The 23455-nt window shown below is 39.8% G+C and carries 16 protein-coding genes; 8 read left to right on the plus strand and 8 right to left on the minus strand.

Annotated features, from left to right (window positions below):
• Nucleotides 1-110: 110 nt before the first annotated feature.
• Nucleotides 111-1547 carry a sensor histidine kinase gene (locus B3297_RS14485; RefSeq protein WP_201640012.1) on the minus strand — a complete coding sequence of 479 codons (1437 nt, stop codon included), beginning with the start codon at nucleotides 1545-1547 and terminating at the stop codon, nucleotides 111-113.
• A 119-nt stretch (nucleotides 1548-1666) separates the two neighbouring features.
• Here B3297_RS14485 and B3297_RS14490 point away from each other — a divergent pair, with 119 nt between their 5' ends.
• Together B3297_RS14490 and B3297_RS14495 are read left to right on the plus strand one after the other, a co-directional pair.
• Nucleotides 1667-3034, plus strand: a complete 1368-nt coding sequence (locus tag B3297_RS14490; RefSeq protein ID WP_201640011.1) for a DUF4270 family protein — start codon at nucleotides 1667-1669, stop codon at nucleotides 3032-3034.
• A 3-nt stretch (nucleotides 3035-3037) separates the two neighbouring features.
• On the plus strand, nucleotides 3038-4060 hold the full coding sequence (locus B3297_RS14495; protein WP_046672697.1) for a Kelch repeat-containing protein: 1023 nt from the start codon (nucleotides 3038-3040) through the stop codon (nucleotides 4058-4060).
• Nucleotides 4061-4608: 548 nt separating this feature from the next.
• On the opposite strand, the gene B3297_RS14500 is transcribed toward B3297_RS14495, so the two are convergent.
• Genes B3297_RS14500 through dnaG form a run of 3 tightly spaced genes read right to left on the minus strand, consistent with a single transcriptional unit; the run spans nucleotide 4609 to nucleotide 8036 of the window.
• The gene (locus tag B3297_RS14500; protein ID WP_286779064.1) at nucleotides 4609-5637 is read right to left on the minus strand and encodes a glutaminyl-peptide cyclotransferase; all 1029 of its coding nucleotides are present in this window, start codon (nucleotides 5635-5637) and stop codon (nucleotides 4609-4611) included.
• Between the two features lie 30 nt (nucleotides 5638-5667).
• A complete protein-coding gene (locus B3297_RS14505; RefSeq protein ID WP_046672699.1) occupies nucleotides 5668-6024 on the minus strand; it encodes a YraN family protein in 357 nt (118 codons plus the stop codon).
• An 8-nt stretch (nucleotides 6025-6032) separates the two neighbouring features.
• Nucleotides 6033-8036, minus strand: a complete 2004-nt coding sequence (gene dnaG, locus B3297_RS14510) for a DNA primase (protein WP_115046406.1) — start codon at nucleotides 8034-8036, stop codon at nucleotides 6033-6035.
• Nucleotides 8037-8262: 226 nt separating this feature from the next.
• On the opposite strand from dnaG, the gene B3297_RS14515 reads away from it, so the two are divergent.
• Complete coding sequence (locus B3297_RS14515) at nucleotides 8263-9648, plus strand: nucleotide sugar dehydrogenase (protein ID WP_112375068.1); 1386 nt, start codon at nucleotides 8263-8265, stop codon at nucleotides 9646-9648.
• A gap of 140 nt (nucleotides 9649-9788) precedes the next feature.
• On the opposite strand, the gene B3297_RS14520 is transcribed toward B3297_RS14515, so the two are convergent.
• Both B3297_RS14520 and B3297_RS14525 read right to left on the minus strand, forming a co-directional pair.
• Nucleotides 9789-10109 carry a hypothetical protein gene (locus B3297_RS14520; RefSeq protein ID WP_070561379.1) on the minus strand — a complete coding sequence of 107 codons (321 nt, stop codon included), beginning with the start codon at nucleotides 10107-10109 and terminating at the stop codon, nucleotides 9789-9791.
• 127 nt (nucleotides 10110-10236) lie between these two features.
• Nucleotides 10237-12348 carry a M3 family metallopeptidase gene (locus B3297_RS14525; protein WP_201640010.1) on the minus strand — a complete coding sequence of 704 codons (2112 nt, stop codon included), beginning with the start codon at nucleotides 12346-12348 and terminating at the stop codon, nucleotides 10237-10239.
• 170 nt (nucleotides 12349-12518) lie between these two features.
• Here B3297_RS14525 and B3297_RS14530 point away from each other — a divergent pair, with 170 nt between their 5' ends.
• On the plus strand, nucleotides 12519-13595 hold the full coding sequence (locus B3297_RS14530) for a DUF4407 domain-containing protein (RefSeq protein WP_070561383.1): 1077 nt from the start codon (nucleotides 12519-12521) through the stop codon (nucleotides 13593-13595).
• A 106-nt stretch (nucleotides 13596-13701) separates the two neighbouring features.
• Here B3297_RS14530 and rmuC read toward each other — a convergent pair whose 3' ends face one another.
• Nucleotides 13702-15024: a DNA recombination protein RmuC gene (gene rmuC, locus B3297_RS14535; RefSeq protein WP_046672705.1), complete on the minus strand. Its 1323-nt coding sequence runs from the start codon at nucleotides 15022-15024 to the stop codon at nucleotides 13702-13704.
• Between the two features lie 222 nt (nucleotides 15025-15246).
• On the minus strand, nucleotides 15247-16434 hold the full coding sequence (locus tag B3297_RS14540; RefSeq protein WP_070561385.1) for a formimidoylglutamase: 1188 nt from the start codon (nucleotides 16432-16434) through the stop codon (nucleotides 15247-15249).
• Nucleotides 16435-16625: 191 nt separating this feature from the next.
• Between B3297_RS14540 and B3297_RS14545 the strand changes: the two genes are divergently transcribed.
• The 4 genes from B3297_RS14545 to mfd all read left to right on the plus strand — a co-directional run bounded on the left by B3297_RS14545 (nucleotide 16626) and on the right by mfd (nucleotide 23344).
• Complete coding sequence (locus tag B3297_RS14545) at nucleotides 16626-17597, plus strand: NAD-dependent epimerase/dehydratase family protein (protein WP_070561387.1); 972 nt, start codon at nucleotides 16626-16628, stop codon at nucleotides 17595-17597.
• Between the two features lie 104 nt (nucleotides 17598-17701).
• Nucleotides 17702-18994 (plus strand): HAD-IB family phosphatase, encoded by a 1293-nt coding sequence (locus B3297_RS14550; protein ID WP_070561389.1) that lies wholly within the window; start codon nucleotides 17702-17704, stop codon nucleotides 18992-18994.
• Nucleotides 18995-19131: 137 nt separating this feature from the next.
• Nucleotides 19132-19716: a hypothetical protein gene (locus B3297_RS14555; RefSeq protein ID WP_070561391.1), complete on the plus strand. Its 585-nt coding sequence runs from the start codon at nucleotides 19132-19134 to the stop codon at nucleotides 19714-19716.
• 292 nt (nucleotides 19717-20008) lie between these two features.
• Nucleotides 20009-23344: a transcription-repair coupling factor gene (mfd, locus tag B3297_RS14560; RefSeq protein WP_286779065.1), complete on the plus strand. Its 3336-nt coding sequence runs from the start codon at nucleotides 20009-20011 to the stop codon at nucleotides 23342-23344.
• The last annotated feature ends 111 nt before the right edge of the window (nucleotides 23345-23455 follow it).

Raw genomic sequence — 23455 nt, forward strand, 5'->3', positions numbered from 1 at the left:
TCAATCAAAATATATTTCGGCTTTGTTTCTAAGAAATCTTTAGCATAAATCAGCCTAATTACTGTCCGATAAACGGCCCTATTTTCTTTCTGAAATATAAATATTGCTTTTTATTTGTAAGGTAATCGGATATTAAAGGTACTCCCTTTTTCCAGCTCACTGTCCACTGTGATCTTGCCCTCGTGCCTTTTTACAACCTGCTTGACATAAGCAAGCCCCAAGCCAAAACCCTTCACATCGTGCAGATTACCGGAAGGAACCCGAAAGAACATATCAAAGATTTGATTATGGTATTCTGCGGATATTCCGTTACCATTATCTGTAATACGAATATGGACATTTTCTTTCATTTCCTTCACTTCTACCTCTATATAAACGTGCTGTCCAGCATATTTTATCGCGTTTTCCAGTAAATTATTGATCACATTTTTTAAGTGGGCTTCATCGCCATTGATCCTTATCTCACTTGGAACGGCAATGAGCTTAAAGTCCACTTGCTTGGCCTTATTCAGCTGCGCAACTTCAATGGCTCCTTTCACCATCGCGACAAGATCAAAATCAGAACGCTGCAGCACAATCTCTCTCGTTGCATCAATATCCATCTGAAGCACTTTTTCAATCATATTGGACAGATGCTCCAGTTCTTTTTTGGAGATATTCAGATAACGATTCATCTTTTCCCGGTCATCCTGCACACCATACAACTGTATCGCTTCTATAGCTGCCATCACAGTGGAAACCGGTGTTTTTAGTTCATGCGTCATGTTATCGACAAAGTTCTTACGCAGCTCGGCCATCTTATTTTGGTTGAGAATGGTTTTCATCAAATAGAAGAATGTCCCAAGCAGCAGTCCAATCAAAAGCAGTGAGATCAACAGCTGCCAACTTAAGCTATACAGCAAATACTTCCAATCCTCCTGAAACTTGATAACAAGAAATTCATTTTTTATGGGATTAACCATCATGGGTCTCGTCCAAGCAAGATTTGCTTCGCGGTATTTGCGTCGTACATCTTTGATTTGATCGTGTGGAATCGTGACAATAGCCATTTCAAATGGTACTGCTATGCTCTTATTGTTCAGGGATTCTTTAAACTTCCTTTCGATCAAATCCAGATTAGCTTTGTTCATCTCAAAGTCCCGGAACAGAAAGGGCGGGATAATTGCGCCTTGCCCTTCGCGGTCTTTGGGAAACATTTTCTCCCGCCTACTGTGGATCTCGCGATCAAATCGCTCGTTTTTAGGTCGTTCGGCGCTTACACGTTGTAAAGCCTTATCGAGTTCAGCAGCTGGCAATAAGCCCAGAAGCTCTCGTTTTACATCTTGGAGTAGGCGATTCCGATCAGCCTCGGGGCCATCTAACTTCCGATCACCATTGCGCGCTTGGTATGCCTCCTGAACAGCATTGAAGAGTGAACGCTCTGCGGTAGAAAGGAACAGGTCGCGACGATTGGTATAACTTCCATAAAGCCAAAAGCCTAGCACTACAGTAATTCCTGCCCCTATTAAAACGATCAAACTGATCAGTAATTTAAATCTTCTACCCATAACTAAAACAAATTTAAATTACTAGATTTGCAATCGCTGTGGTAATTAACCATATTTAACAAAATATAACACTGATTAACAGTTCGCATTGATTACTTTTGCACTATTCAAAAATTAATATGATTAAAGACTTTAAGAGACGTAGTATTCAACTTTTACTTCCACTTTTTACATTGGCCGCTTTTGTTGGTTGTAATAAAGACATTTCGCTCTCATTGGATAGTTCAAGAGATGAAACAATCGGTTTAGTACCAATTGATACGGTTTCCGCCAAAGTTTCGACTTATCAATTGGACGATATTCCGACTTCTGCTACTGGAACAATGCTCGTAGGAAAGAATAGCAATGCTGTTACGGGTAGTATGAAGTCTACCGCCTATATGCGCCTAGGAGTAGGAACGATAAGTAATGCTTCTATACCTGACGATGCTACCTTGGATTCTGTGACCTTGGTATTAAAGCCAAACAAATATTTTTACGGTGATACAACGAAAGTACAAAAGATAGCAGTACACCGTGTCACAGAAGAAATTACGCAAACACAGATTGATTTAACCAAACCTGTTGATGAACGTCCTGTTTTTGTCACTTCTGCGGCAATATTCAGTAAACAAAAGTTTGCTTATGAAAATACGCCATTGGCACAACTTTCCTTTAAACCGCGTATACAATCGGCAGATTCTTTATTTTTTAGATTCAACAACAGCATTAGCAATGAGTTGTTTACAATGATCAAAAATAATGACAACCGGATTCAAAATAGTACAAGTTTCCAAGAGTATTTCAAAGGATTGGCACTTGTCCCTGACAATAGCAATACGGCAGTTATTGGATTCAAAGACACTGTATTTTTACAGGTCCATTATTCATTCCTGAATAATGAAGGTACAAAATCTGTTGGCAAACAATATTTTTCCATTGACAACAAAGCTTACCAGTACAATCAAATTGAAGCGGATCGCTCTGCAACAAAATTTGCACCGTTGACCTTAAAAAATCCTCAACTTGCGAGTCAACAAACTGATGGAAATGTATTTTTAGAGGGCTCAACTGGTGTTGTAGCAAAAATTGAGTTTCCAACGTTATTAGAATTGGTGAACAATCCATCCATTGCGATTAATAAGGCAGAGCTTGTCATTGAAGTCCCTAATGGCGCCGCAAGTATTTTTGATCAGCCTCAAAGTTTGGTTTTAATGGTGGCAAGTAATAATGGGAATCCGATCAGTTTGTTAACGTCTCCATATTCGACAACAACGCAACAGGCGACATTAGTGCGCGGCAATGATTTTGGTTCTAATGGTACTTATACATTCAATTTGATTGAATATTTGACAAAAATTAAAACAACAGCATACAATAATACTTCATTATATCTATCTTTACCAACATCGGGTTTGTTTTCAACTGGAAATAGATTAATATTGGCAAAAGATAATGAAAATGATCCGAAAATTAAATTAAACATCCTTTATACTAAATTTCAATAATTTATGAACAAGAAAAATTGGCTACTCGTTTTATTAGCTTTTGTATTTACAGTTACAACTATCTCTTCTTGTAAAAAAAGTGACGACAGCACAACCAAATCAGATGAATGGTTTGCAAAAGCTGCTTTTAAAGGGCCACAAACTTCATCTGCTGCTAGCTTTTTGATAAATAACGTTGCATATGTCACTACTGGTCTAGCAAGTAATGCTGGTGGTAAACCATTCCGCGTGAAAGACACGTATGCGTATGACGCAGCATCAGATACTTGGGCTGAAAAAGCACCTTTCACAGGTGTTGAGAGAAACGGTGCCATCGGCTTTTCCATTGGTAATGTCGGTTATGTTGGTGGTGGAAATGACGGAACAAACAACCTAACAGATTTCTACAAATTTGACCCTACAGCTAACGGCGGAAAAGGTGCTTGGTCAAGCATTGCTCCACTTCCTATTGCTTTGTCTAATGCAGTAGCTTTTACTTTAAACGGTGCGGCTTATGTTGGAACCGGTGAAACTGTAGTTAGTGGTGGAACAACAAATACCAATGAGTTTTACAAATATGATCCTGCTGCTAATACTTGGCAAGCAATTAGTGATGCTCCTTTTTCAGCGAAAAGAAAAGCAGCTTTCTCTTTTGTTGTCAATAATGTAGCCTATGTAGGTGGTGGTATTTCTAATGGTTCTTACCCAAAAGATTTCTATAAATTTGATGGTAGCAAATGGACTAAATTGAACGATATCAATAGAGCTGATAATTCATATACGTACGATTTGACTCGTTCAAATGCCTCTGCGTTCGCGATCAATGGTACACCATTCGTTGTTGGTGGTTACAAAAATGCAGTAATCAATAGTACATGGAAATATAATATTTCTGGTGACTACTGGACAAATGATAACGGCGCTTTCGCTGGTTCAGCACGCCAAGATGCTGTTGGTTTCGCTGTAGGAAACAACGGTTACATCACGACTGGACTTAACGGTTCATCTCGTTTTGACGATACTTGGATGTTTACTCCGATTTATTAATCGAAATTAAATCAATATAAAAAAAGGAATGGAGTTTCAAACTTCATTCCTTTTTTTGCTTTAACTATTTTGCTCCTACTGGTTCAAAGGGGTTTTTAGTTTCCTTTTATAACTGCCTATTCTAGCGAAATCAGCCAACAATAATAGCATACACCCATCAGCTATATTGATGTCGGGTAAACTCTGCTCTTCTTTATTAGAGAGGCACGCTCCCGGAGATCTGCTCGCCATAATGTTTCATTCACTCCATAGACTTCTAAAAGCGATCTGTCTCAGCCCTTGAGGCATCATTATACAAAAGATTGAATTGCATGCCTCATACGATAACATCCATACTTCAAAAAAGAATGGGGCCAATAAAAAAGAAAATGCTCAAAAAGCCAAATCAGACCCCTTGAGAATTGAATCTCTAAAATGATGTGGCAGCGGAATACGTATAAAATTGCATGAAAAAGGGGGTATCCAATCTTTGCAGTGCCCCCTTCTAATTTTATACAAACTTACAATTGTGTCGACCTAAGGAAAAAGGATCAATACCTGCCGTTCATTTATTTTTCAACTGTCTTGATCTCAAATAATGTATTCCATAACTTCCCTGTTATAAAAAGACGTTTTCCAGCTTGATCGTAAGCAATTCCATTCAATTCATTGTCATAAGCGGAAGTATGCTCATAGATACCGACAAGATTAATCCGTCCTTCTACCGCTCCTGTTTGAGGATTTATAATAACAATAACATCCTTTTGATAGACATTTGCGTAGACTTTGCCGTCTATATATTCCAGTTCATTAAGTTCATCCACGGGTCCAGCTTCATCGTAAACTCCGATAGCATTTAGCTCTTTACCGGTCGTTGCATCTAAAAAGAACAATTTATTGGATCCATCAGACTTTATCAAATGCTGGCCATCGTAGGTCAAGCCCCAACCTTCTTTGCTATTTTCATATTTAAAGGAACTTTCCTTGACAAAAGAATTTTTATCAAAGACATATCCTTCTCCCTGTTGCCAAGTCAACATAAATAACTTATTACCAACCAATGTCATTCCTTCGGCAAAAGTCTTTTCATCAAATTTGATCTCCTGTAGTACTTTGCCTGTTTTTAGATCGACCTTTCTCAAGTTGGACTCTCCATAACGGCCATTGGATTCGTAGAGAATACCATCCGCAAACTGTAGCCCTTGTGTAAAAGCTGTGGTATCGTGCGGGTATTTGTTGACAACCTCAAAACCATAGTTCTTCGCATTTTCAGGTACAACATAAAATGTACTTGAAACAGAATCGGGTTTTCCAGCATTGTATACCAGGGCGGAAATATTACGTGTACCATAGGCCATGTCTTTGGTATCAACCGTAATTGCCGTTGTATCTGTTGATGACCCTACATGTTTATCATCTACAAAATAAGTCACAGAGTCCATTGATACAGATTCAAATTTCAATTTCAATTGGACCTGAGCACCTTTTAAAACAGCTTGATTTGCTCCAGGAGAGGCAAATTCCAAACTTGATTTTTTTGACTTACAAGAAGCAAAAGCTAGTGCTGCAATTGCCATAAAATAAGTTATTTTTCTCATCTATGTATAGTTATTTATAAGTACGTATCCTCAACTATCCCAAAACGCATCTTTGATATGATTGAGTGCTGTTTTGGGAGATTTTGTTATTGCGACAACATCAAATCTGACTTCACCGACATAACCTGTTTTAAGAATATAAGCCTGAGCTGCACGAATCAGTAGACGCTGTTTTTTGCGATCCACAAATTCGTAAGGTTCGCCGAAATCCGTTCCCGACCGCGTTTTTACTTCAACAAATACCAAGGTATCCTTGTCCACGACAATCAAATCTACTTCTAAATTCTTAAATCGCCAATTTCTTAACACTATTTTATAGCCTATCTTGACGAGGTATTCCATGGCCATTTGCTCGCCCCATTCGCCCGTTTCAAGATGCTTTGCCATATCAAAGATTACTTTACAATAGTGTTGCCCAGAAAGCCGCCCAATAGGCGTTCGGCTTCTTTTAATTTCTGATATTTAAAAATAAGGACTTCCAGGTTGGCCACATCTTGTTCATGTTTCATTTCTTCACGAATATGATGCATTTCAGCTTCAATCTTACGTTTCTTGATCCGATAGATCGCTGTAACGACAAGTTGTTTTAGATGTTCGTATTCTTGCGTTACATAAATTTTACGCTTATCGTCATTCCAATTTTCGCTGAGCGAATATTTACTGGCAACGCAATTGATCGCCAAATCTGCTATAGCAGGGTCAGAGTTTGAATAGAATTGTTTCGTATCTGGAATTTCGTATTTTTCCGCAGCTTCTCTATAGACGTTTAAAATATAAGCCGCAGCTTTATCCTTAAATTCAATGTCGCTGATATTTCCCAATAGCAATCCTGCAACTGGAATATCACCGTCACCTTCCCAGGTTGCCAGATAATCACCATAGTTGATTAAAATTCGGACGATCTCACGTTCCTGGAGAATTTCCGAAGTCAGCTGTGCAGGCTGTTCTACAGACTCTATGGGAGGTAATCCCGCCCTTTCATCATCTGTCATAAAGAAATCCGGCGGTGGCCCGTCCATTCCGAAAGGGGGCATCCCTGTATTTGGCGGCGGACTCTGAGTTTTACGAGCAGCATCCTTATCCGCCTTCTTTGCTCTATTGAGCCTAATCTTGTTGAGTTCAGCCAACAAAATACGCTCTTCGATATCCAAAAGGCTGCTACATTCGCGGATAAAAACAGAAACCTTAATTTCATCGGGAATCAATGCAATACTTTCGACCACATCGCGAATAACCTCGGCCCTTTTTATGGGATCGTTATTGGCATCGCGAAGCAGAATATTCGTTTTGTAGAAAATGAAGTCCTGCTGATTGGATTTGACATAATCTTTAAAAGCCGTGGCACCAAACTTTTGCACGTAAGAGTCGGGATCATTACCGTCGGGAAAAAGCAGCACCTTCACGTTTAAGCCTTCTTCGAGCAGCATATCTGTACCGCGTAGGGAGGCTTTGATCCCCGCTTCATCCCCATCATACAGTATGGTCACATTTTTGGTGAATCTGGAAATAAGCTTGATCTGACCTGTTGTCAACGAAGTTCCCGAGGAGGAAACAACATTTTCGACTCCAGCTTGATGTACCGAAAGAACATCTGCATACCCCTCTACCAAGTAGCAATTATCCTCTTCCATAATTGCTTTTTTGGCAAAATTCAATCCATACAGTACATCGGATTTATGGTAGATTTCGCTTTCAGGAGAGTTTACATATTTGGCGACTTTTTTGTCGGTCTTTAGTGTCCGGCCACCAAAGCCAATGACACGGCCTGTAAGGTTATGAATCGGAAACATGACCCGGCCACGGAAACGATCATATAAAGATTTATCATCGCGTTCAATAGCCAAACCACTCGCGGCCAAATAATCTGGGTGAAAACCCGCTACCTGTGCTTTATCGACCAATGCCGTCCATTCCTCAGGCGAATAACCCAATTCAAATTTTTTGATGATATCCTCACGGTAGCCGCGCTCCTTGAAATAGTTGAGTCCGATCACCTGCCCCATTTCAGTTTTCCAGAGTTGCTCGGCGAAGAATTTACTGGCCCAAGCGCTTAGCACATATAGACTTTCCCGTTTATCCTGCGCGGCAAGCTGGGCTGGAGAACGCTCGACTTCTTCAATTTGAATGGAATATTTATCGGCTAAATAACGAATGGCTTCGGGGTATGAGAACTTTTCCAGTTCCATGACGAATTTGAGGGAATCCCCACCGACACCACAACCAAAACACTTATAGATACCCTTCGAAACAGAAACGTGGAAGGAAGGTGTCTTTTCATGGTGAAAAGGACAATTTCCGATCAAAGAAGTTCCCCGTTTCTTTAAATCAACGAAGTCTCCCACCACCTCTTCTATCCGTGCTGTTTCCAGTACCTTATCAATAACTTCCTGCTTTATCAAAACGTTTCTTTTTTAATGTAAAATTAGAATAAATCTTTTGCATCTCCACTACGAAATGGCTTCTTTAATAGCATTGCATAAGGGCAATTATGCAAATAGAAAGCAGAACAAGTGATGAGCCAGCTCCTATAAATAAATTGTTTTGATATGCTGTGCTTTGTATTGCATATCAAAAGCAATTTATCTAAGTTTGTTCTTCAATTTATAGCTGATTAAGATAATCAAAATGAGCAAAACAATCAAGAAAATATGCTGTATCGGTGCTGGTTATGTTGGTGGACCTACCATGTCAGTTGTTGCAAAGCAATGTCCACATATTGAGATTACGATCGTCGACGTCAATGCAGCCCGTATCGCGGCTTGGAATGATGAAAATCTCGATAATCTTCCTGTATACGAGCCCGGTTTACAAGAGATTGTTGCGGAAGCGCGTCATCGCAATTTGTTTTTCTCAACCGATATCGAAAAAGCTATCGACGAGGCCGACATGATTTTTATTTCGGTCAATACACCGACTAAGAATTACGGAAAAGGCAAGGGGATGGCTGCGGACTTAAAGTATATTGAACTTTGTGCACGGCAGATCGCAGCGGTTGCCAAAAACGACAAAATTGTCGTTGAAAAATCGACTTTACCCGTTCGCACAGCGGCAGCTTTAAAAAGTATCCTGGATAACACGGGTAATGGTGTTAATTTCCATATTCTTTCCAACCCTGAATTTTTGGCTGAAGGAACAGCGATACAGGATTTAATCAATCCGGACCGCGTGCTTATAGGTGGAGAGAATGATGAAGCTATTGCTGCATTGGTCGATATCTATGCACATTGGGTAAGTCGCGACAAGATTCTCACAACAAACCTTTGGTCGTCTGAACTGTCAAAACTAACCGCAAATGCCTTTTTAGCACAACGCGTCTCCTCCATTAATTCCATCTCGGCACTATGCGAGAAAACAGGCGCGAACGTCGATGAAGTCTCCAAGGCAATCGGTATGGATTCCAGAATTGGATCCAAATTTCTGAAAGCTTCTGTAGGTTTTGGAGGCTCTTGTTTTCAAAAAGATATCCTCAATTTAGTTTATATCGCACGGAGTTACGGTCTCACAGAGGTTGCCGAGTATTGGGATCAGGTGATTTTGATGAATGATTATCAAAAACAGCGATTTGCGGACAACATTAACCAAACATTGTATAATACTGTATCGGGCAAAAAGATTGCTTTCTTAGGCTGGGCATTCAAAAAAGACACGAATGATACGCGTGAATCTGCGGCGATCTATGTGGCTGATTATCTATTGAGTGAACAAGCTGAAATCACGGTCTATGACCCCAAAGTTTCTGCTGAACGCATCTATGCCGACCTCGATTATCTGAACACCAGATCTTCGGAAGAAAACAGGGCCTTGGTAAAGGTGGTCAATACCGCCTATGAGGCTTGCAATGATGCACATGCAATTGCAGTATTGACTGAATGGGATGAATTTAAGAACTATGACTGGGCCAAAATCAAGGAGCACATGAAAAAGCCTGCATTTGTGTTCGATGGCCGTAAACTATTGAACCGTAAGGAACTTGAAGACCTTGATTTTAAATATTACGCGATAGGCGAGTAATCAATATATAGGTAAAAAAGAACCCTCAGGATACAGTTGCGTACACTTATGCAGCTATAACTGAGGGTTTTGTTTGTGCCTGTTGTCAACGCATAAGGAAAGAGAGATGAAACACAAGCGATGCAACAGGACTTTTTATCTTAATTATTCAGCATTCCATAAAACTCATTCATGTAATAAGATTCTTGGAGCGCATCTCTGAAATTCTGCCATTGTTCTTCGTCAAATGAAAATACGATATCTGGATAAGGTGTTTTCATGATCAATCGAAATTCACCATCTGGAAATGTGCTAAAAAAGAGTTCATCACCATTACTTTTCGTAATATTCAAGAAGTCGAAGAATTTTTTCTTCGTAAATGTCAGTACAAAACTTTGTTGCCAGATATAATAGGTCTGACACTTATGGCAAACACTAATATGGGTATCTCCTCTTTGGCTTAGAATTTTTGTGTCACACATAGCATCTTTATTTATTTAGACTCATTATAAATAATATTCAAATGTAAGAATAGTTTTTAGAATAACAAGTACCTTAACAAAAAAAAGGCGATATATTTCTATATCGCCTTTTTTTGATTAGTGAGTATTAGTTCAAACCTCTCTTTTTCAATAGATATTTTGGATCTGGATCCGCACCTCTAAACGTACGGTACATCTTAGCAGGATCATCTGTACCTCCTTTTTCAAGAATATTCTTACGGAAAGAATCTGCTGTCACTTGATCGTACAATGATTTTTCCTTGAAAGCTGCAAAAGCATCCGAATCCAATACTTCAGACCAGATATAAGCATAATAACCTGCAGAATACCCACCTGCGAAAATATGTTGAAAATATGTACTTCTATAGCGCGGAATAATAGCATCAATAATACCTATTTTTTTCATTGCCGTTTTTTCAAAGCCATTAATATCTTTTGAAATTTCTTTTGTGGTAGCATGATAATCCATGTCTAACAACGCAGCAGAAAGGTATTCAACGGTTGCAAATCCTTGATCAAAGGTACCGGCCTTTTCCATTTTCTGAATCAATGAATCTGGCATCGCTTCTTTCGTCTTATAATGCTTAGCATATGTTTTTAATACCTCTGGATCTGCTGCCCAATTTTCCATCACCTGTGAAGGTAACTCAACAAAGTCACGTGGTACAGAAGTTCCGGCCATTGAGCGGTATCTTACATTGGAAAGAAGACCATGCAACGCATGTCCAAACTCATGGAACAAGGTAGTTGCTTCATCAAATGTCAACAAGGCAGGATTTTTTCCCACTGGTTTTGTGAAATTGCATACGATGGAAATTACCGGAGCAACACGTTTTCCATCTTTTGTCGACTGATTACGATAAGAAGTCATCCAGGCACCGCCTCTTTTTGATTCGCGCGGGAAAAAATCAGCGTATAAGAGACCTAAATGTGAACCGTCTTTGTCTTTAACTTCATACACTTCTACGTCTTTATGGTAGGTTGGGACATTGTTTAAGGCTACGAATGTCAAACCATATAATTTATTGGCGACACCGAATGCTCCTTCACGAACTGCCGGAAGACTCAAATAAGGTTTAATTTCGTCTTCATTCAATGCAAAACGTTTTTTGCGAATAATCTCTGTATAATATCTCCAATCGTAAGGAGCGACAGCAAAATTGCCGCCTTCAGCTTTAATTTCCTGTGCGATATCAGCCTCCTCGCCTTTCGCTTTAACAAGTGCTGTAGTCCAAAGTTTATTTAACAGTGCATAGACATTGGTCGGATTCTTCGCCATGGATTCCTCGAGTACATAAGCTGCATGTGAAGAATAACCCAATAATTTTGCTTTTTGAAGACGGAGATTAACAATTTTTTGAATGATTGCCTTGTTATCGTTGGTGTTATCTTGATTGCCACGCAACTGATAGGCTTCCCAAAGCTGTTTTCTCAACTCACGATTTTTTGCATACTGAAGAAAGGGCATAATGGACGGATTCTGTAAGGTAAAGACCCATTTGTCTTTCTTTCCTTTTGCTAAGGCTTCTTCAGCCGCTGCCGTTTTCAACGATTCCGGCAAGCCTTCCAATTGGCTCGCGGAATCAACGACCAATGTATAAGCATTGGTTTCAGCAAGCAAATTTTGTCCGAATTGTGTTGTTAATGTTGAAAGTTCAGCATTAATTTTTTTCATTTTTTCCTTATCCGCATCCTTTAGATTTGCGCCAGAACGAACAAAACTCTTATAGGTTTCTTCTAACAGTTTATTATCCTGTTCGTCCAGTCCAAGTGTATTTCGGCTGCTCCAAACTGTTTTGATACGGTCAAATAATTTGGTATTCATCGAGATTTCATCCGAATGACTCGATAAGATGGGGGCCAGATCTTTCGCTATTGCCTGAATACTGTCATTCGTATTGGCACTATTGAGATTATAAAATACAGTTGATACATTATTCAGTAATCCACCCGCATTTTCTAAGGCGACTATCGTATTTTGAAATGTTGCTTTATCCGAATTGTTGACTATTGTGTCAATTTCCAAATTGTGTATTTTTATTGCTTCATCAAACGCTGGCCTAAAATGCTCTGTTTTGATCTTGTCAAAAGGTGGTACATTAAATGGGGTTTCGTAAGCCAATAAAAGAGGATTATCTGTCATCACTTTTTTTTCCTCACAACCAACAAATGCAGTTGCCACTATCGCAAAGAATGGCAAAAGTTGTCTTTTCTTCATATTATCTGATTATTCCTGATTTTTTTCAAAGATAATAAAATTAGGCAAATGCTGTGTCTTCTGGGGGAGGCGTTACAAAGGAGCATGAAAACAGTCATCCTATTGTAAAACAAAAACTTATTCATAAATCTTGTTAAAAATAATCTGTCAATTTGAGTAAAAATATATTAATGAGCGATATTAACCGTTTCTTTTGGAGATGTGCGGGGGTACATCAAGAAACTCTTGAAAAATATCCGGAAGAACATAGTAAGTACACAGCCATAGGTGCTACTATTTTTTTTACGGGATTGTTTGCCAGCCTTTCGGGTGGTTATGCCATGTATTTCGTCTTTAGTGGGGGAACATTTGACTGGCTTTTAGCTATTGTATTTGGTATTATTTGGGGTTTAGCGATATTTAACATGGATCGCTATATTGTGCTCAGTATTAATAAATCCAAAAGTGGCTTTATGCAGCTTCTGCAGGCCCTGCCGCGAATTTTATTGGCTATTTTGATCGGGTTGGTTATCTCTAGGCCATTGGAGTTAAAAATCTTCGATAAAGAGATCCGGGAAAACCTCCGTGTACGGTTTCTTGCCGACCAACGCGCTAAAATTGACACGCTCAACAGTACTTTCAATAAGAAATATGCCAATGAAGTTGCACTTTTGAAAGCAACCACGACAGAACGTGACTCATTGGAATCCAGCATTAAAAATGACCGTACAAAATTGAACTACGAGATATTCGGTAACAAAACAACTGAAACGTCCGGTGTCATGGGGTATGGCCCTTATGCCAAAATGAAAGAAGAAGAGCTGAAGAAAAAAGAGGGCTATTTGGACACTTTACGGAACAAGATAACGACCCAGCAAAACGCTATACGCCAGAAACAGAAATTTGAAGGGATATTGGACCAAAAAGTTTTATCCAACGCTTCTTTGGACAGCGCCGTCAATGTCGCTGGTTTTGCAGACCGCAACTCTGCGCTGGGCAATCTAAGGTACGATGCCAATGGAAAGGTTAACGAGTCCAATGCAAATGCTGTATTTTTTATTGCGTTGCTTTTTGTCTTCCTCGAATGTCTTCCGGTAATCGTCAAACTTTTGGCAGGAAAGGATCCTTATGATAATGAAATCCAAAATCAAAGGACTATTCATGATTATGAATCAGACACCAATGTCACTGTTCAAAAAGAAGCCGTAGACCGTTTAAAGGATACGTATGTTGATGTTTCCATCAATAAGCGCATGAAAGAGCTTTAGTAGAACCGCTAGCAGAAGTTAGCAAAGTAGGTTTTGCATTTCGAAGCTAAAAATTATAAACGGGCTTACCTTTCGGCAAGTCCGTTTTTGTTAATCTTCCTCATCGTTAATCTTCCTCATCTAAAAATTTGGAATCGATCTGTTTATTTGCTTTAGCTCCTAAACGTTTTAATTTCTCTACTTTTCCAATCACATTCCCAGCTCCTGTAGAAAGTTTTTTAGTTGCATCTTCATGGCTTTTTAATGCGCGCTCCAACTGATTCTGCACCTGCTCCATATCGTTCAGAAAGCTCACAAATTTATCGTAAAGGCTCCCGGCTTCCTTTGCTATTTCAATTACATTCCTGGTCTGACGTTCCTGTTTCCAGATACTTGCTATGGTACGCAGGGTTGCCAATAATGTAGAAGGACTTACAATAACGACTTTTCGATCCCAAGCCTCACTAAACAAATCCGGTTTTTGCGCCACAGACATACTCAAAGCCGATTCTATAGGCATAAATAGCAATACAAATTCTGGCGATTCTATACCATACAACTCGTGGTAGTTTTTTGCGGAAAGTTCTTTCACGTGATTTTCCACAGACTGTACGTGTTGTTTTGCGAAAATTGCACGATCCTCATCCGTGTCGGCGTTGACCCAACGTTCGTACGCAATCAGCGAAACTTTTGAATCCACAATCAGGTGTTTATCTTCAGGAAGGTCGATAATCGCGTCGGGCTGCATTCTTCTTCCTTCGGCATCCATAAGAGACACCTGTAATCTAAATTCGCGATCGCGCATCAGTCCAGAACGCTCCAGGACCCGCTCTAAAATTACCTCGCCCCAATTGCCTTGCTTTTTGGTATCCCCTTTTAATGCCTTGGTTAGGCTATTGGCTTCGTCTTTAATTTTAAGACTCTGTTCGACCAGCTGAAGGACAACTCCCTTTAAAGAATTTCTTTCCGCTGCCTCCTGATTGTAATTTTTATCGACTTTCTCTTCAAACAATTTGATTTTTTCCTTCAATGGGTCCAAAATCAACCCCAGGGAACGATGATTGGTCTCTGTAAACTTTTGTGTCTTCTCTTCCAATATTTTATTGGCAATAACCTGAAACTCATTGTTGAACTGCCGTTTAATCTCGGCGATTTCATTCTTCTGTTCCTGAAATTTATCGAGCTGCGCCTCATAAAATGAACGTGTACTTTCTAAAGACCGCTCTGCGACCAGAAGATTCTCCCGTTCCTTATCCAATTCATTTTTTAGCATAAGGCGTTCTTCCAGCAAACTTTGTTCCCGCTGTTGCGATCTGGCAAGCTCAATTTTTAGTGTTTCAACCTCTTTATTGTATGCAGGACCAGCACTGGAATCGGTATTCTTTTTTAATACCAATACGATCAAAATGACCAATAACAATACGATTCCCGCAAAGAAAAATATTTCCATGATTTGTATTTTCTGAAGATGGTGTATGCTTACCTGAGCAGGTCTGTTTAACCATCATTGCATTTAATTAAACCTATAACATCTCAAACTTAATGGATCTGCACGACTAAAAACACTTATAAAAAGTCTGTAGTCAGTTGGCAAGCTGTTGTCAATTTACAAGGTGCATCATCCGCTTCGCCATCGAAGCAGAATCAGAGCAATGTACCGTTCAACGAAGCTTTATTGCAATTTTTGGTGTGTTTTCCACCATAGATCGGGCATTTCACCTGAGACAGCCAATTGATAGTCTTCATAACGGCAAGGCACGAGGTAATAGCGTTCGTTGACTGATTTAGATCCAAAATAAGGCACTTGAATCCACCAGCGGTCTGATTTTTTACTTTTCACAAAGACCAATTCATGCTCCTCGTTTTCCAGTGTGGTGCGATAAATGATATAAGATGATTTGGGATACAACGGCGTATCTTGTTTCCGATTATAATAACCATCAATAAAGCACCAAATCATTTGCGAGACCAACATAGCCGTCTGTTCCATTGGATCAAATGTTGGATTGAATTCATAAAAACCGATGGAAGAACATTTATCCGACATCCCCGCATAGCGGGCAAGTTGACAAGCTTCATCGCCAAATAAACCATTTGGCATTGCATTGGCATTTCCAGGCGCCTCAGAGGCCCGAATGGCTCCTATGTCAAAACTAATCAAATCCGCTGCTCGGATCAAAGGCTCTGATTGGTCCATTTTACCCGCAATCATACCGACTCGTGTTGCATTAAAAAATAGTTTATCATACATATGGATAGACTCTTTACTGACGAGGTAAGTTTGATAAGCTATGGCATTTAAATTGAATAAATAGTCAGGCTGATGCAAAATAATATGGTTCACATAAGATCGGGAATTCAGGCTTACATTTTCGGCGTTCTCCTCATCAAGGTCAAACCGAGCATCTATAATCGCTAGCTCGATCTTTCGTTCTAAATTTTGATACCCCAAATATTGTGCATAGGTAAGGTCCTGTCCACCGCCAATGATAATCGGAAGAATATTCTCTTTGACCAGTTCCTCCACGACAGATTTTAAAGCGATATAGGTATCTTGAATCGTATTACCTGCTTTGATATTTCCCAAATCAACGATATTCATCGTATAATCGCCCTGATATAGTGCATAAAGATGTTTTCGAACAGCATCCGGCGCTTTATCCGTTCCATTATTATTGATGGATGCACGATCTTCCTCCACACCGACAATAGCCAACTGAGGCTGTTTATCCGTTTCCCAGCTCGGAAAATCTGTTTCATAGGCTTGAATAACGTTTCCTAGTTGAGAACTCAAGAACCCATGCTCAGGAGCAAAACCTGTAATTGAAATCGGGCTAAAGAATACGGACAGTGATGACATAAGCTATAATTTGTAAAATCTCCTATTTGTTCTGAAAGCGACTGTTTTAATTGGACTGAAAGAATCTACCTTGGCTTTCATGGTATTTGATACACGCGAAAGCATGAAGGTTTTTTCAGGATGCAATTCACACAAATATCCATTTATTAACTAACTTTTGAAAACATTATTTTTAACAGTATCTTTATCAAGTGATATTAATAACTGGAGGAACAGGTTTTTTAGGGTCTACACTAATCAGACAGTTGATAGACCAAGGAATTGACGTCATAGCCATCAAAAGAGCTCAATCGACTATTCCGGCCTCGTTGTTATCTTCTTCGTTGGTGCAATGGATCGACGCTGATATCAACAATTATTTTGAATTAGAAGATGCTCTTGAAGGCGTTACTAAAGTGTTCCATTGTGCAGCATTGGTTTCCTACCAAAAGAAAGATGCTAAAGCGCTTTTTAAAGTGAATGTGGAAGGAACGACAAATGTGGTCAATCTTTGCCTTGAAAAGGGCATTCGCTTACTCCATGTCAGCTCAATCGCAGCTTTAGGGACAAATAGAGACAACCTGCCGGTATCCGAGAAAGACCACTGGGAGCACAATGCACTAACATCCAACTATTCGTTATCAAAGTATCAGGCGGAGATGGAGGTATGGCGTGGCATTACCGAGGGTCTAAATGCAGTTATTGTCAACCCCGCCGTAATTTTAGGTGCTTCGGCCAACGACAAAGGCTCTGGAGCTATTTTTTCAATGATCAATAAAGGGCTACGATTTTACCCAAAAGGAAGTGTTGGTGTTGTTGATGTAGAGGATGTTGCCGCGATCATGATTCAATTGATGGAGCGAGACGATATTACTGCTGAACGCTATATCATTAATCATCTCAATATAAGCAACAAGGATCTGTTGAGCGTTGCAAGTGTATTAATGAACAAGCCAGAACCGACAATCGAAGTTTCCGAGACCTTACTCCAAATTGCCTCTACTGTTTCCAGCATGCTTTCCGTATTTAAAAAATCGGATTCAACATTGACAAAAGAAACTGCGGCGGCTTCAAGTGCCAAATTGCAGTATTCCAACGCTAAAATCCAGGGGCTCCTAAACCACAGTTATCGGCCTTTGGAACAAACGCTGAAGGAAATTGCAGATTTATATAACAAACAATAAAACGATAACATAACAAACAACCGAACCTTGAAACCATCGGCACCTACCGATATCGGAGATTAGCATTCAGCACTCTCACGATCGTTTCATAAAAAAATAACAAGATGAAAAACTATTACATCATTGATTTTGATAGTACATTTACACAAGTAGAGGCACTTGATGAACTTGCACGAATCTCTCTTGAGAACCATCCGGATCGCGAATCTATCTATCACGAAATTGAGCGGTACACCAATCTTGCCATGGAGGGTAAACTATCTTTCCGTGAGGCTTTGGCTGGTCGCGTAAAACTATTAAATGCCAATAAATCTCATCTGGATAAACTTGTTTCACATCTTAAGAAAAAAGTTTCAACCTCTTTTTCCCGAAATCGTGAATTTTTCAAGAAACACGCCGACACCGCATGGATCGTTTCAGGAGGTTTTAAGGAGTTTATTACACCTGTTGTTACACCGTATCATATCAAGACCGAAAATATCTATGCCAATACATTCAGATTTGATGAAGACGGTAATATTATCGGTTTTGACGAAGAGAATCCATTATCAAATGAAGGTGGAAAAGTGCAATTATTAAAACAATTAAATATTGAAGGAAGACTGTTTGGCATTGGTGACGGTTATTCAGATTTTCAACTGAAGGAATCGGGATTAATTGAAAAATTCTTTGCATTCACAGAGAATATCCAACGTAAAAGTGTCACTGAGAAAGCAGACTTCATCACACCTAGTTTTGATGAGTTCTTATATGTAAATGATCTGCCCCGTGCCATCTCTTATCCTAAAAATCGTATCCTTTGTTTGATCGTGGGAGATGTACCAGAAATAGCGGCTCATATCTTAAAAAGAGACGGTTTTTCTATCCGCACAAAAGATACATTCGAAGAAAAGTATGTAAAGGACGTAGGGATGCTGCTCTTGGGCGACAATATCGACATCAGTGATGAACAGCTTCAACAGGCCGACAAATTAAAAACAATCGGATATTTGGGCGATATCAAAGGGCATATCAATAAGGATATCTGCAATGCAAAAGGTATTGTCGTTTTCGACGACAAGAAAAATAAAAAGAAAAATTCAGAGTTTATTCCGCGTCGAATGGCCGATTTTATCAACAATGGTGATACTTATTTAAGTCGCAACTTCCCAAATCTAATTTTACCAAAAGTAAAACAGGTCACAAGATTGCTGCATATCCACCAAAATGTTCCCGGAATTATGGCTCAGATTAATAAGGTCTATGCCCAAAATAACATCAATATCGTTGCACAATTTCTAATGACCAAAAGTGACATTGGCTATGCGGTAACCGATATACAAGGTGAATATGATAAAGATCTATTGAAACAACTCAAACAGATCGACAATACAATTAAGTTCAGAATATTGTATTAATAGCAAGCGACGGTAAATGTGGGTCAGCTATTGCGTACATAAACTCCGGCTGATGAAACGAGCAATTTATTCGGGCACACTGACAGCGTGCCTGAATTTTCGCTCAATAACTCTCTTTACACTAAAACAAACAGATTATGTCCTTACATCAAGATGCCGAACTAAAGAAAGCTGTCCTTGACCTACCCCAAAAGGAAAAAGACAAACTCCTCGTACGCCTGATAAGCAAGGACAAAATGCTGATCAAGCAATTGCATTTCCAATTATTGGAGAATGCGGAGGATTTAGAGGAACGTATTGAAAAACTACGAAAGCAGCTGCAACAATTGTTCGATAGTGGTTTGAGTCAAATTGGTAATACGCCACAACACAGTAATTTTATTGCGCTTAGCAAGCTTATCAAACAAGCAAGCGGTTTAGTGAATGAGCACGAAAAAGTCACGAAGGATAAAATCAGTGAAGTAGAATTCAGATGCTATATCCTAAAGAGAGCCATCGCTGATTACGACAGGCTTTTCGCCTCCTCCTATCAGTCTGCTGCCCATAAATTACATAAATATATAACAGGGCGTATCAAGCATGCGGTGGGCAAATACAGTAAACTTCATGAAGACTTTCAATTTGACTATCGGGAAGATTTTCAAAATACACTGGATGCTTTTGGTAATACAACACTTAAAAGCTATATTAGTGAACAGAAGATTGACCTCGACCTAAATTAGTTATGAGAAACAGCAAAAATCGCGTTAAAATTGGATCCTTTCATGTTACAGCTTATGAGCAATATAAATTAATTTACCTGGCCACCTTATTGGTGTTGCTCGTTTTTGCCTATACTTTTTACCTCGCGAAATAAGCCCCTGCACAGATTCATCTATTATAGCTTTTGAGCTTCACAAAGTCATCTCCTTCTTAACGAGCAAGTCAGCTATTTTTTTACCAAAAAATTTAGTACTTCATACCCGATACTTGATACTATTTCGTTAAATTCGCACTTATTCGAAATTTTTGCTCGTGGGAATTCAAGAAATATTAGAAAAATACAGCCAAAGCGAAACTGTTCAGTCGCTTACCAAGGCTTTACAATCCAAAAACCCCAAGATTCAGTTGAAAGGGCTTATTGGTTCTTCGGATGCATTCATAGCCGTATCTTCTTACAACTTACAGGAACGTCCAATGGTCTTTATCTTACCGACTCATGAAGACGCTTCTTATTTTTTAAGTGACCTGGAAAGCCTGTTGGATAAGCAGGTTCTTTTTTTCCCTTCGTCTTACCGCAAAGCATTTGATTTTACGCAAACGGACTCCGCCAATGTATTGCAACGTGCGGAGACATTAAGTTCGCTCAATCATACGTCGGAATTACCGAAAATGGTTGTTACTTATCCAGAGGCTATCGCGGAGAAAGTGATCAACCGCAACGACCTGGATAAAAACACCTTAGAAATAACAGAAAACACGGCGCTAAGTATTGATTTCATCAACGAATTTTTGATCGAATATGATTTCGAACGTGTCGACTTTGTGTATGAACCAGGACAATTTGCGATACGCGGTGGCATTGTAGATATCTTTTCTTTTTCGAATGACCTCCCATACCGTATTGAATTCTTTGGCGACGACATCGAAAGCATACGTACATTTGACATTGAATCGCAGCTGTCTGTCAAAAAAATCCACAAAGTAACCATTGTACCAAATGTTCAAGCGAAGTTCCTGACATCCCAACACATTTCTTTATTGGAATATGTAGATCAGGACGCTACAATCTGGATCAAAGACGCTCAATTTACGTTAGATATTGTGAAAGATGGGTTAAAGAAAGCGGAAAAATTATGGGCGGGGTTAACCGATAAGCAGAAAAAGGATAATCCGGAATGGCATAATCCAGCCTATGAATTTACAGACGAGAAAAACCTCAATGCGTTATTTTTTGAGTTTCCCATTATCGAATTCGGCAAACAGTTCTTTTATAAAGCTGAAGCCACGTTCAAGTTCGATATACATCCCCAACCTTCATTCAATAAAGATTTTAATCTCTTAATCCATAATTTCAAAGAGAATGAGAGCCAGCGGATTCAGAATCTGATCTTTTCAGATTCGACCAAACAGGTCGAACGCATCTATACGATTCTGGAAGATCTCGATAAATCAGCCACCTTCATTCCGATTCATAAAGCGTTACGCGAAGGTTTTAGAGACGACAGTTTAAAGTTAGCCTGTTACACGGATCACCAGATATTTGACCGTTATTATAAATATAAACGTAAGAAGGCTTACGAGCGCTCACAGGCAATTACGCTCAAAGATCTACGAGATCTTAAACCGGGCGATTTCATTACACACATTGACCATGGTGTCGGCCGCTACGGAGGTTTGGAGAAAGTAGATGTCAACGGTAAGTCTCAGGAAATGATCCGCTTGATCTATGCGGACAATGATCTTTTGTATGTGAACATCAACTCTTTAAACCGTATTTCCAAATATTCCGGTAAGGAGGGAACTGTTCCCAAAATGAATAAATTGGGTACCGACGCCTGGGACAAACTCAAGAAGACGACCAAGAAAAAAGTCAAGGATATTGCGCGCGACTTGATCATGCTTTATGCCAAACGAAAGGCACAGCATGGAAATGCGTTCTCACCGGATAGCTACCTACAGAATGAGCTGGAGGCCTCCTTTATTTATGAAGATACACCCGATCAGGAAAAGGCTACTGCCGATGTGAAAAAAGATATGGAATCGCCAAATCCGATGGACCGATTGATCTGTGGGGATGTAGGCTTCGGAAAAACGGAGGTTGCCATCCGTGCAGCCTTCAAAGCTGTAGCAGACAGTAAACAAGTTGCTGTCCTGGTACCGACGACTATCCTGGCATTACAGCACTACCGGACATTTTCGGAGCGTCTAAAGGGTCTTCCATGCACGATCGACTATATCAACCGTTTCAAGACGAGCAAACAGATCAAAGATACCTTAGCCAGGCTCGCTGAAGGAAAAATAGACATTATCATTGGTACACACCGCCTTGTTAGCAAAGATGTCAAATTCAAAGATCTCGGCCTGATGATTATCGATGAGGAACAAAAGTTTGGGGTCTCGGTCAAGGAAAAATTGAAAGTCATGCGTGCGAATGTAGACTCGCTAACATTGACAGCAACGCCAATTCCAAGAACATTGCACTTTTCATTGATGGGGGCCCGCGATCTAAGTATCATCTCGACTCCACCACCCAACCGGCAGCACGTACAGACCGAACTCCATGTTTTCAATGAAACACTAATCGGAGAGGCCGTCAGTTACGAACTTGATCGTGGCGGGCAGGTATTCTTTATCCACAATCGTGTTGCAGATCTACCGCAGCTGGGCAATTTGATTCGCAAGCTGGTTCCCGGAGCACGGGTCGGTGTGGCACATGGCCAACTTGAAGGGGATGAACTTGAGGATGTGATGCTCAAGTTTATCAATCACGATTTTGATGTCTTAATTGCAACAACGATTATTGAAGCGGGTCTTGATATCCCAAATGCGAATACGATCATTATCAATCACGCCCATATGTTTGGACTGAGCGACCTGCACCAAATGCGAGGTCGGGTGGGCCGCTCCAATAAGAAAGCTTTTTGTTATCTACTGAGTCCGCCATTGTCGACCTTAACACCGGAAGCCTATAAACGACTTTCTGCAATAGAAGAGTTTTCGGAACTGGGCTCTGGATTTAATGTTGCCATGCGCGATTTAGATATACGTGGCTCGGGAAATCTCTTGGGAGGCGAGCAATCGGGCTTTATTGCCGAGATCGGTTTCGAAATGTATCATAAAATCTTAGACGAAGCTATTCAGGAACTAAAAGAGGACGAGTTTTCGGCAGTATTCGCGGATGAGAAAGAACGAAAATATGTGTCCTTTACGCAGATTGACACTGACCTCGAGGTATTGATCCCCGATGAATATGTAACAAATATTACGGAACGGTATAATCTGTATACAGAACTCTCCAAACTAGAGAATGAGCAACAACTTGCAGCGTTTGAGAAAGAGCTTGAGGATCGTTTTGGTCCTATCCCCCGGGAAGTTTTCGAACTGTTCAATACCCTTCGTCTACAGTGGTTTGGCAAAACCATCGGGTTTGAAAAAATAGCGTATAAAAAGCATACGCTAAAAGGTTATTTCGTCAACAATCCGAAATCCAGCTACTTTGAATCAGACCAGTTTGGCCGCGTACTTTCCTTTGTACAAAGTCATCCCGAAATAAGCAACCTCAAAGAAGTGAAAGGCCAGTTACGTTTAGCGCTAAATAATGTGAATACCATTGGATATGCGTTGAACCTTCTGAAAGAAATGTTGTAAGATATATGGATGCATCCGATATAAATAAAATCTACATTTTGAGTAGATTTTATTTATATTTGATAGACAAGACAAGCCTTCTACGAACCGTTAGCACCAACAGTGCTTTCA

Origin of the sequence: Sphingobacterium sp. UBA3519 (genome assembly GCF_002377215.1) — a bacterium.
GTDB lineage: Bacteria > Bacteroidota > Bacteroidia > Sphingobacteriales > Sphingobacteriaceae > Sphingobacterium > Sphingobacterium multivorum.

What these genes read in the sequence shown, in the direction of transcription:
- B3297_RS14525 (WP_201640010.1), bottom strand. Translation starts at nt 12,348, where the DNA reads ATGAAGAAAAGACAACTTTTGCCATTCTTTGCGATAGTGGCAACTGCA.
- rmuC (WP_046672705.1), bottom strand. Translation starts at nt 15,024, where the DNA reads ATGGAAATATTTTTCTTTGCGGGAATCGTATTGTTATTGGTCATTTTG.
- B3297_RS14495 (WP_046672697.1), top strand. Translation starts at nt 3,038, where the DNA reads ATGAACAAGAAAAATTGGCTACTCGTTTTATTAGCTTTTGTATTTACA.
- B3297_RS14485 (WP_201640012.1), bottom strand. Translation starts at nt 1,547, where the DNA reads ATGGGTAGAAGATTTAAATTACTGATCAGTTTGATCGTTTTAATAGGG.
- B3297_RS14505 (WP_046672699.1), bottom strand. Translation starts at nt 6,024, where the DNA reads ATGGCAAAGCATCTTGAAACGGGCGAATGGGGCGAGCAAATGGCCATG.
- B3297_RS14540 (WP_070561385.1), bottom strand. Translation starts at nt 16,434, where the DNA reads ATGTCATCACTGTCCGTATTCTTTAGCCCGATTTCAATTACAGGTTTT.
- B3297_RS14490 (WP_201640011.1), top strand. Translation starts at nt 1,667, where the DNA reads ATGATTAAAGACTTTAAGAGACGTAGTATTCAACTTTTACTTCCACTT.
- B3297_RS14555 (WP_070561391.1), top strand. Translation starts at nt 19,132, where the DNA reads ATGTCCTTACATCAAGATGCCGAACTAAAGAAAGCTGTCCTTGACCTA.
- B3297_RS14520 (WP_070561379.1), bottom strand. Translation starts at nt 10,109, where the DNA reads ATGTGTGACACAAAAATTCTAAGCCAAAGAGGAGATACCCATATTAGT.
- B3297_RS14500 (WP_286779064.1), bottom strand. Translation starts at nt 5,637, where the DNA reads ATGAGAAAAATAACTTATTTTATGGCAATTGCAGCACTAGCTTTTGCT.
- B3297_RS14530 (WP_070561383.1), top strand. Translation starts at nt 12,519, where the DNA reads ATGAGCGATATTAACCGTTTCTTTTGGAGATGTGCGGGGGTACATCAA.
- B3297_RS14515 (WP_112375068.1), top strand. Translation starts at nt 8,263, where the DNA reads ATGAGCAAAACAATCAAGAAAATATGCTGTATCGGTGCTGGTTATGTT.
- B3297_RS14550 (WP_070561389.1), top strand. Translation starts at nt 17,702, where the DNA reads ATGAAAAACTATTACATCATTGATTTTGATAGTACATTTACACAAGTA.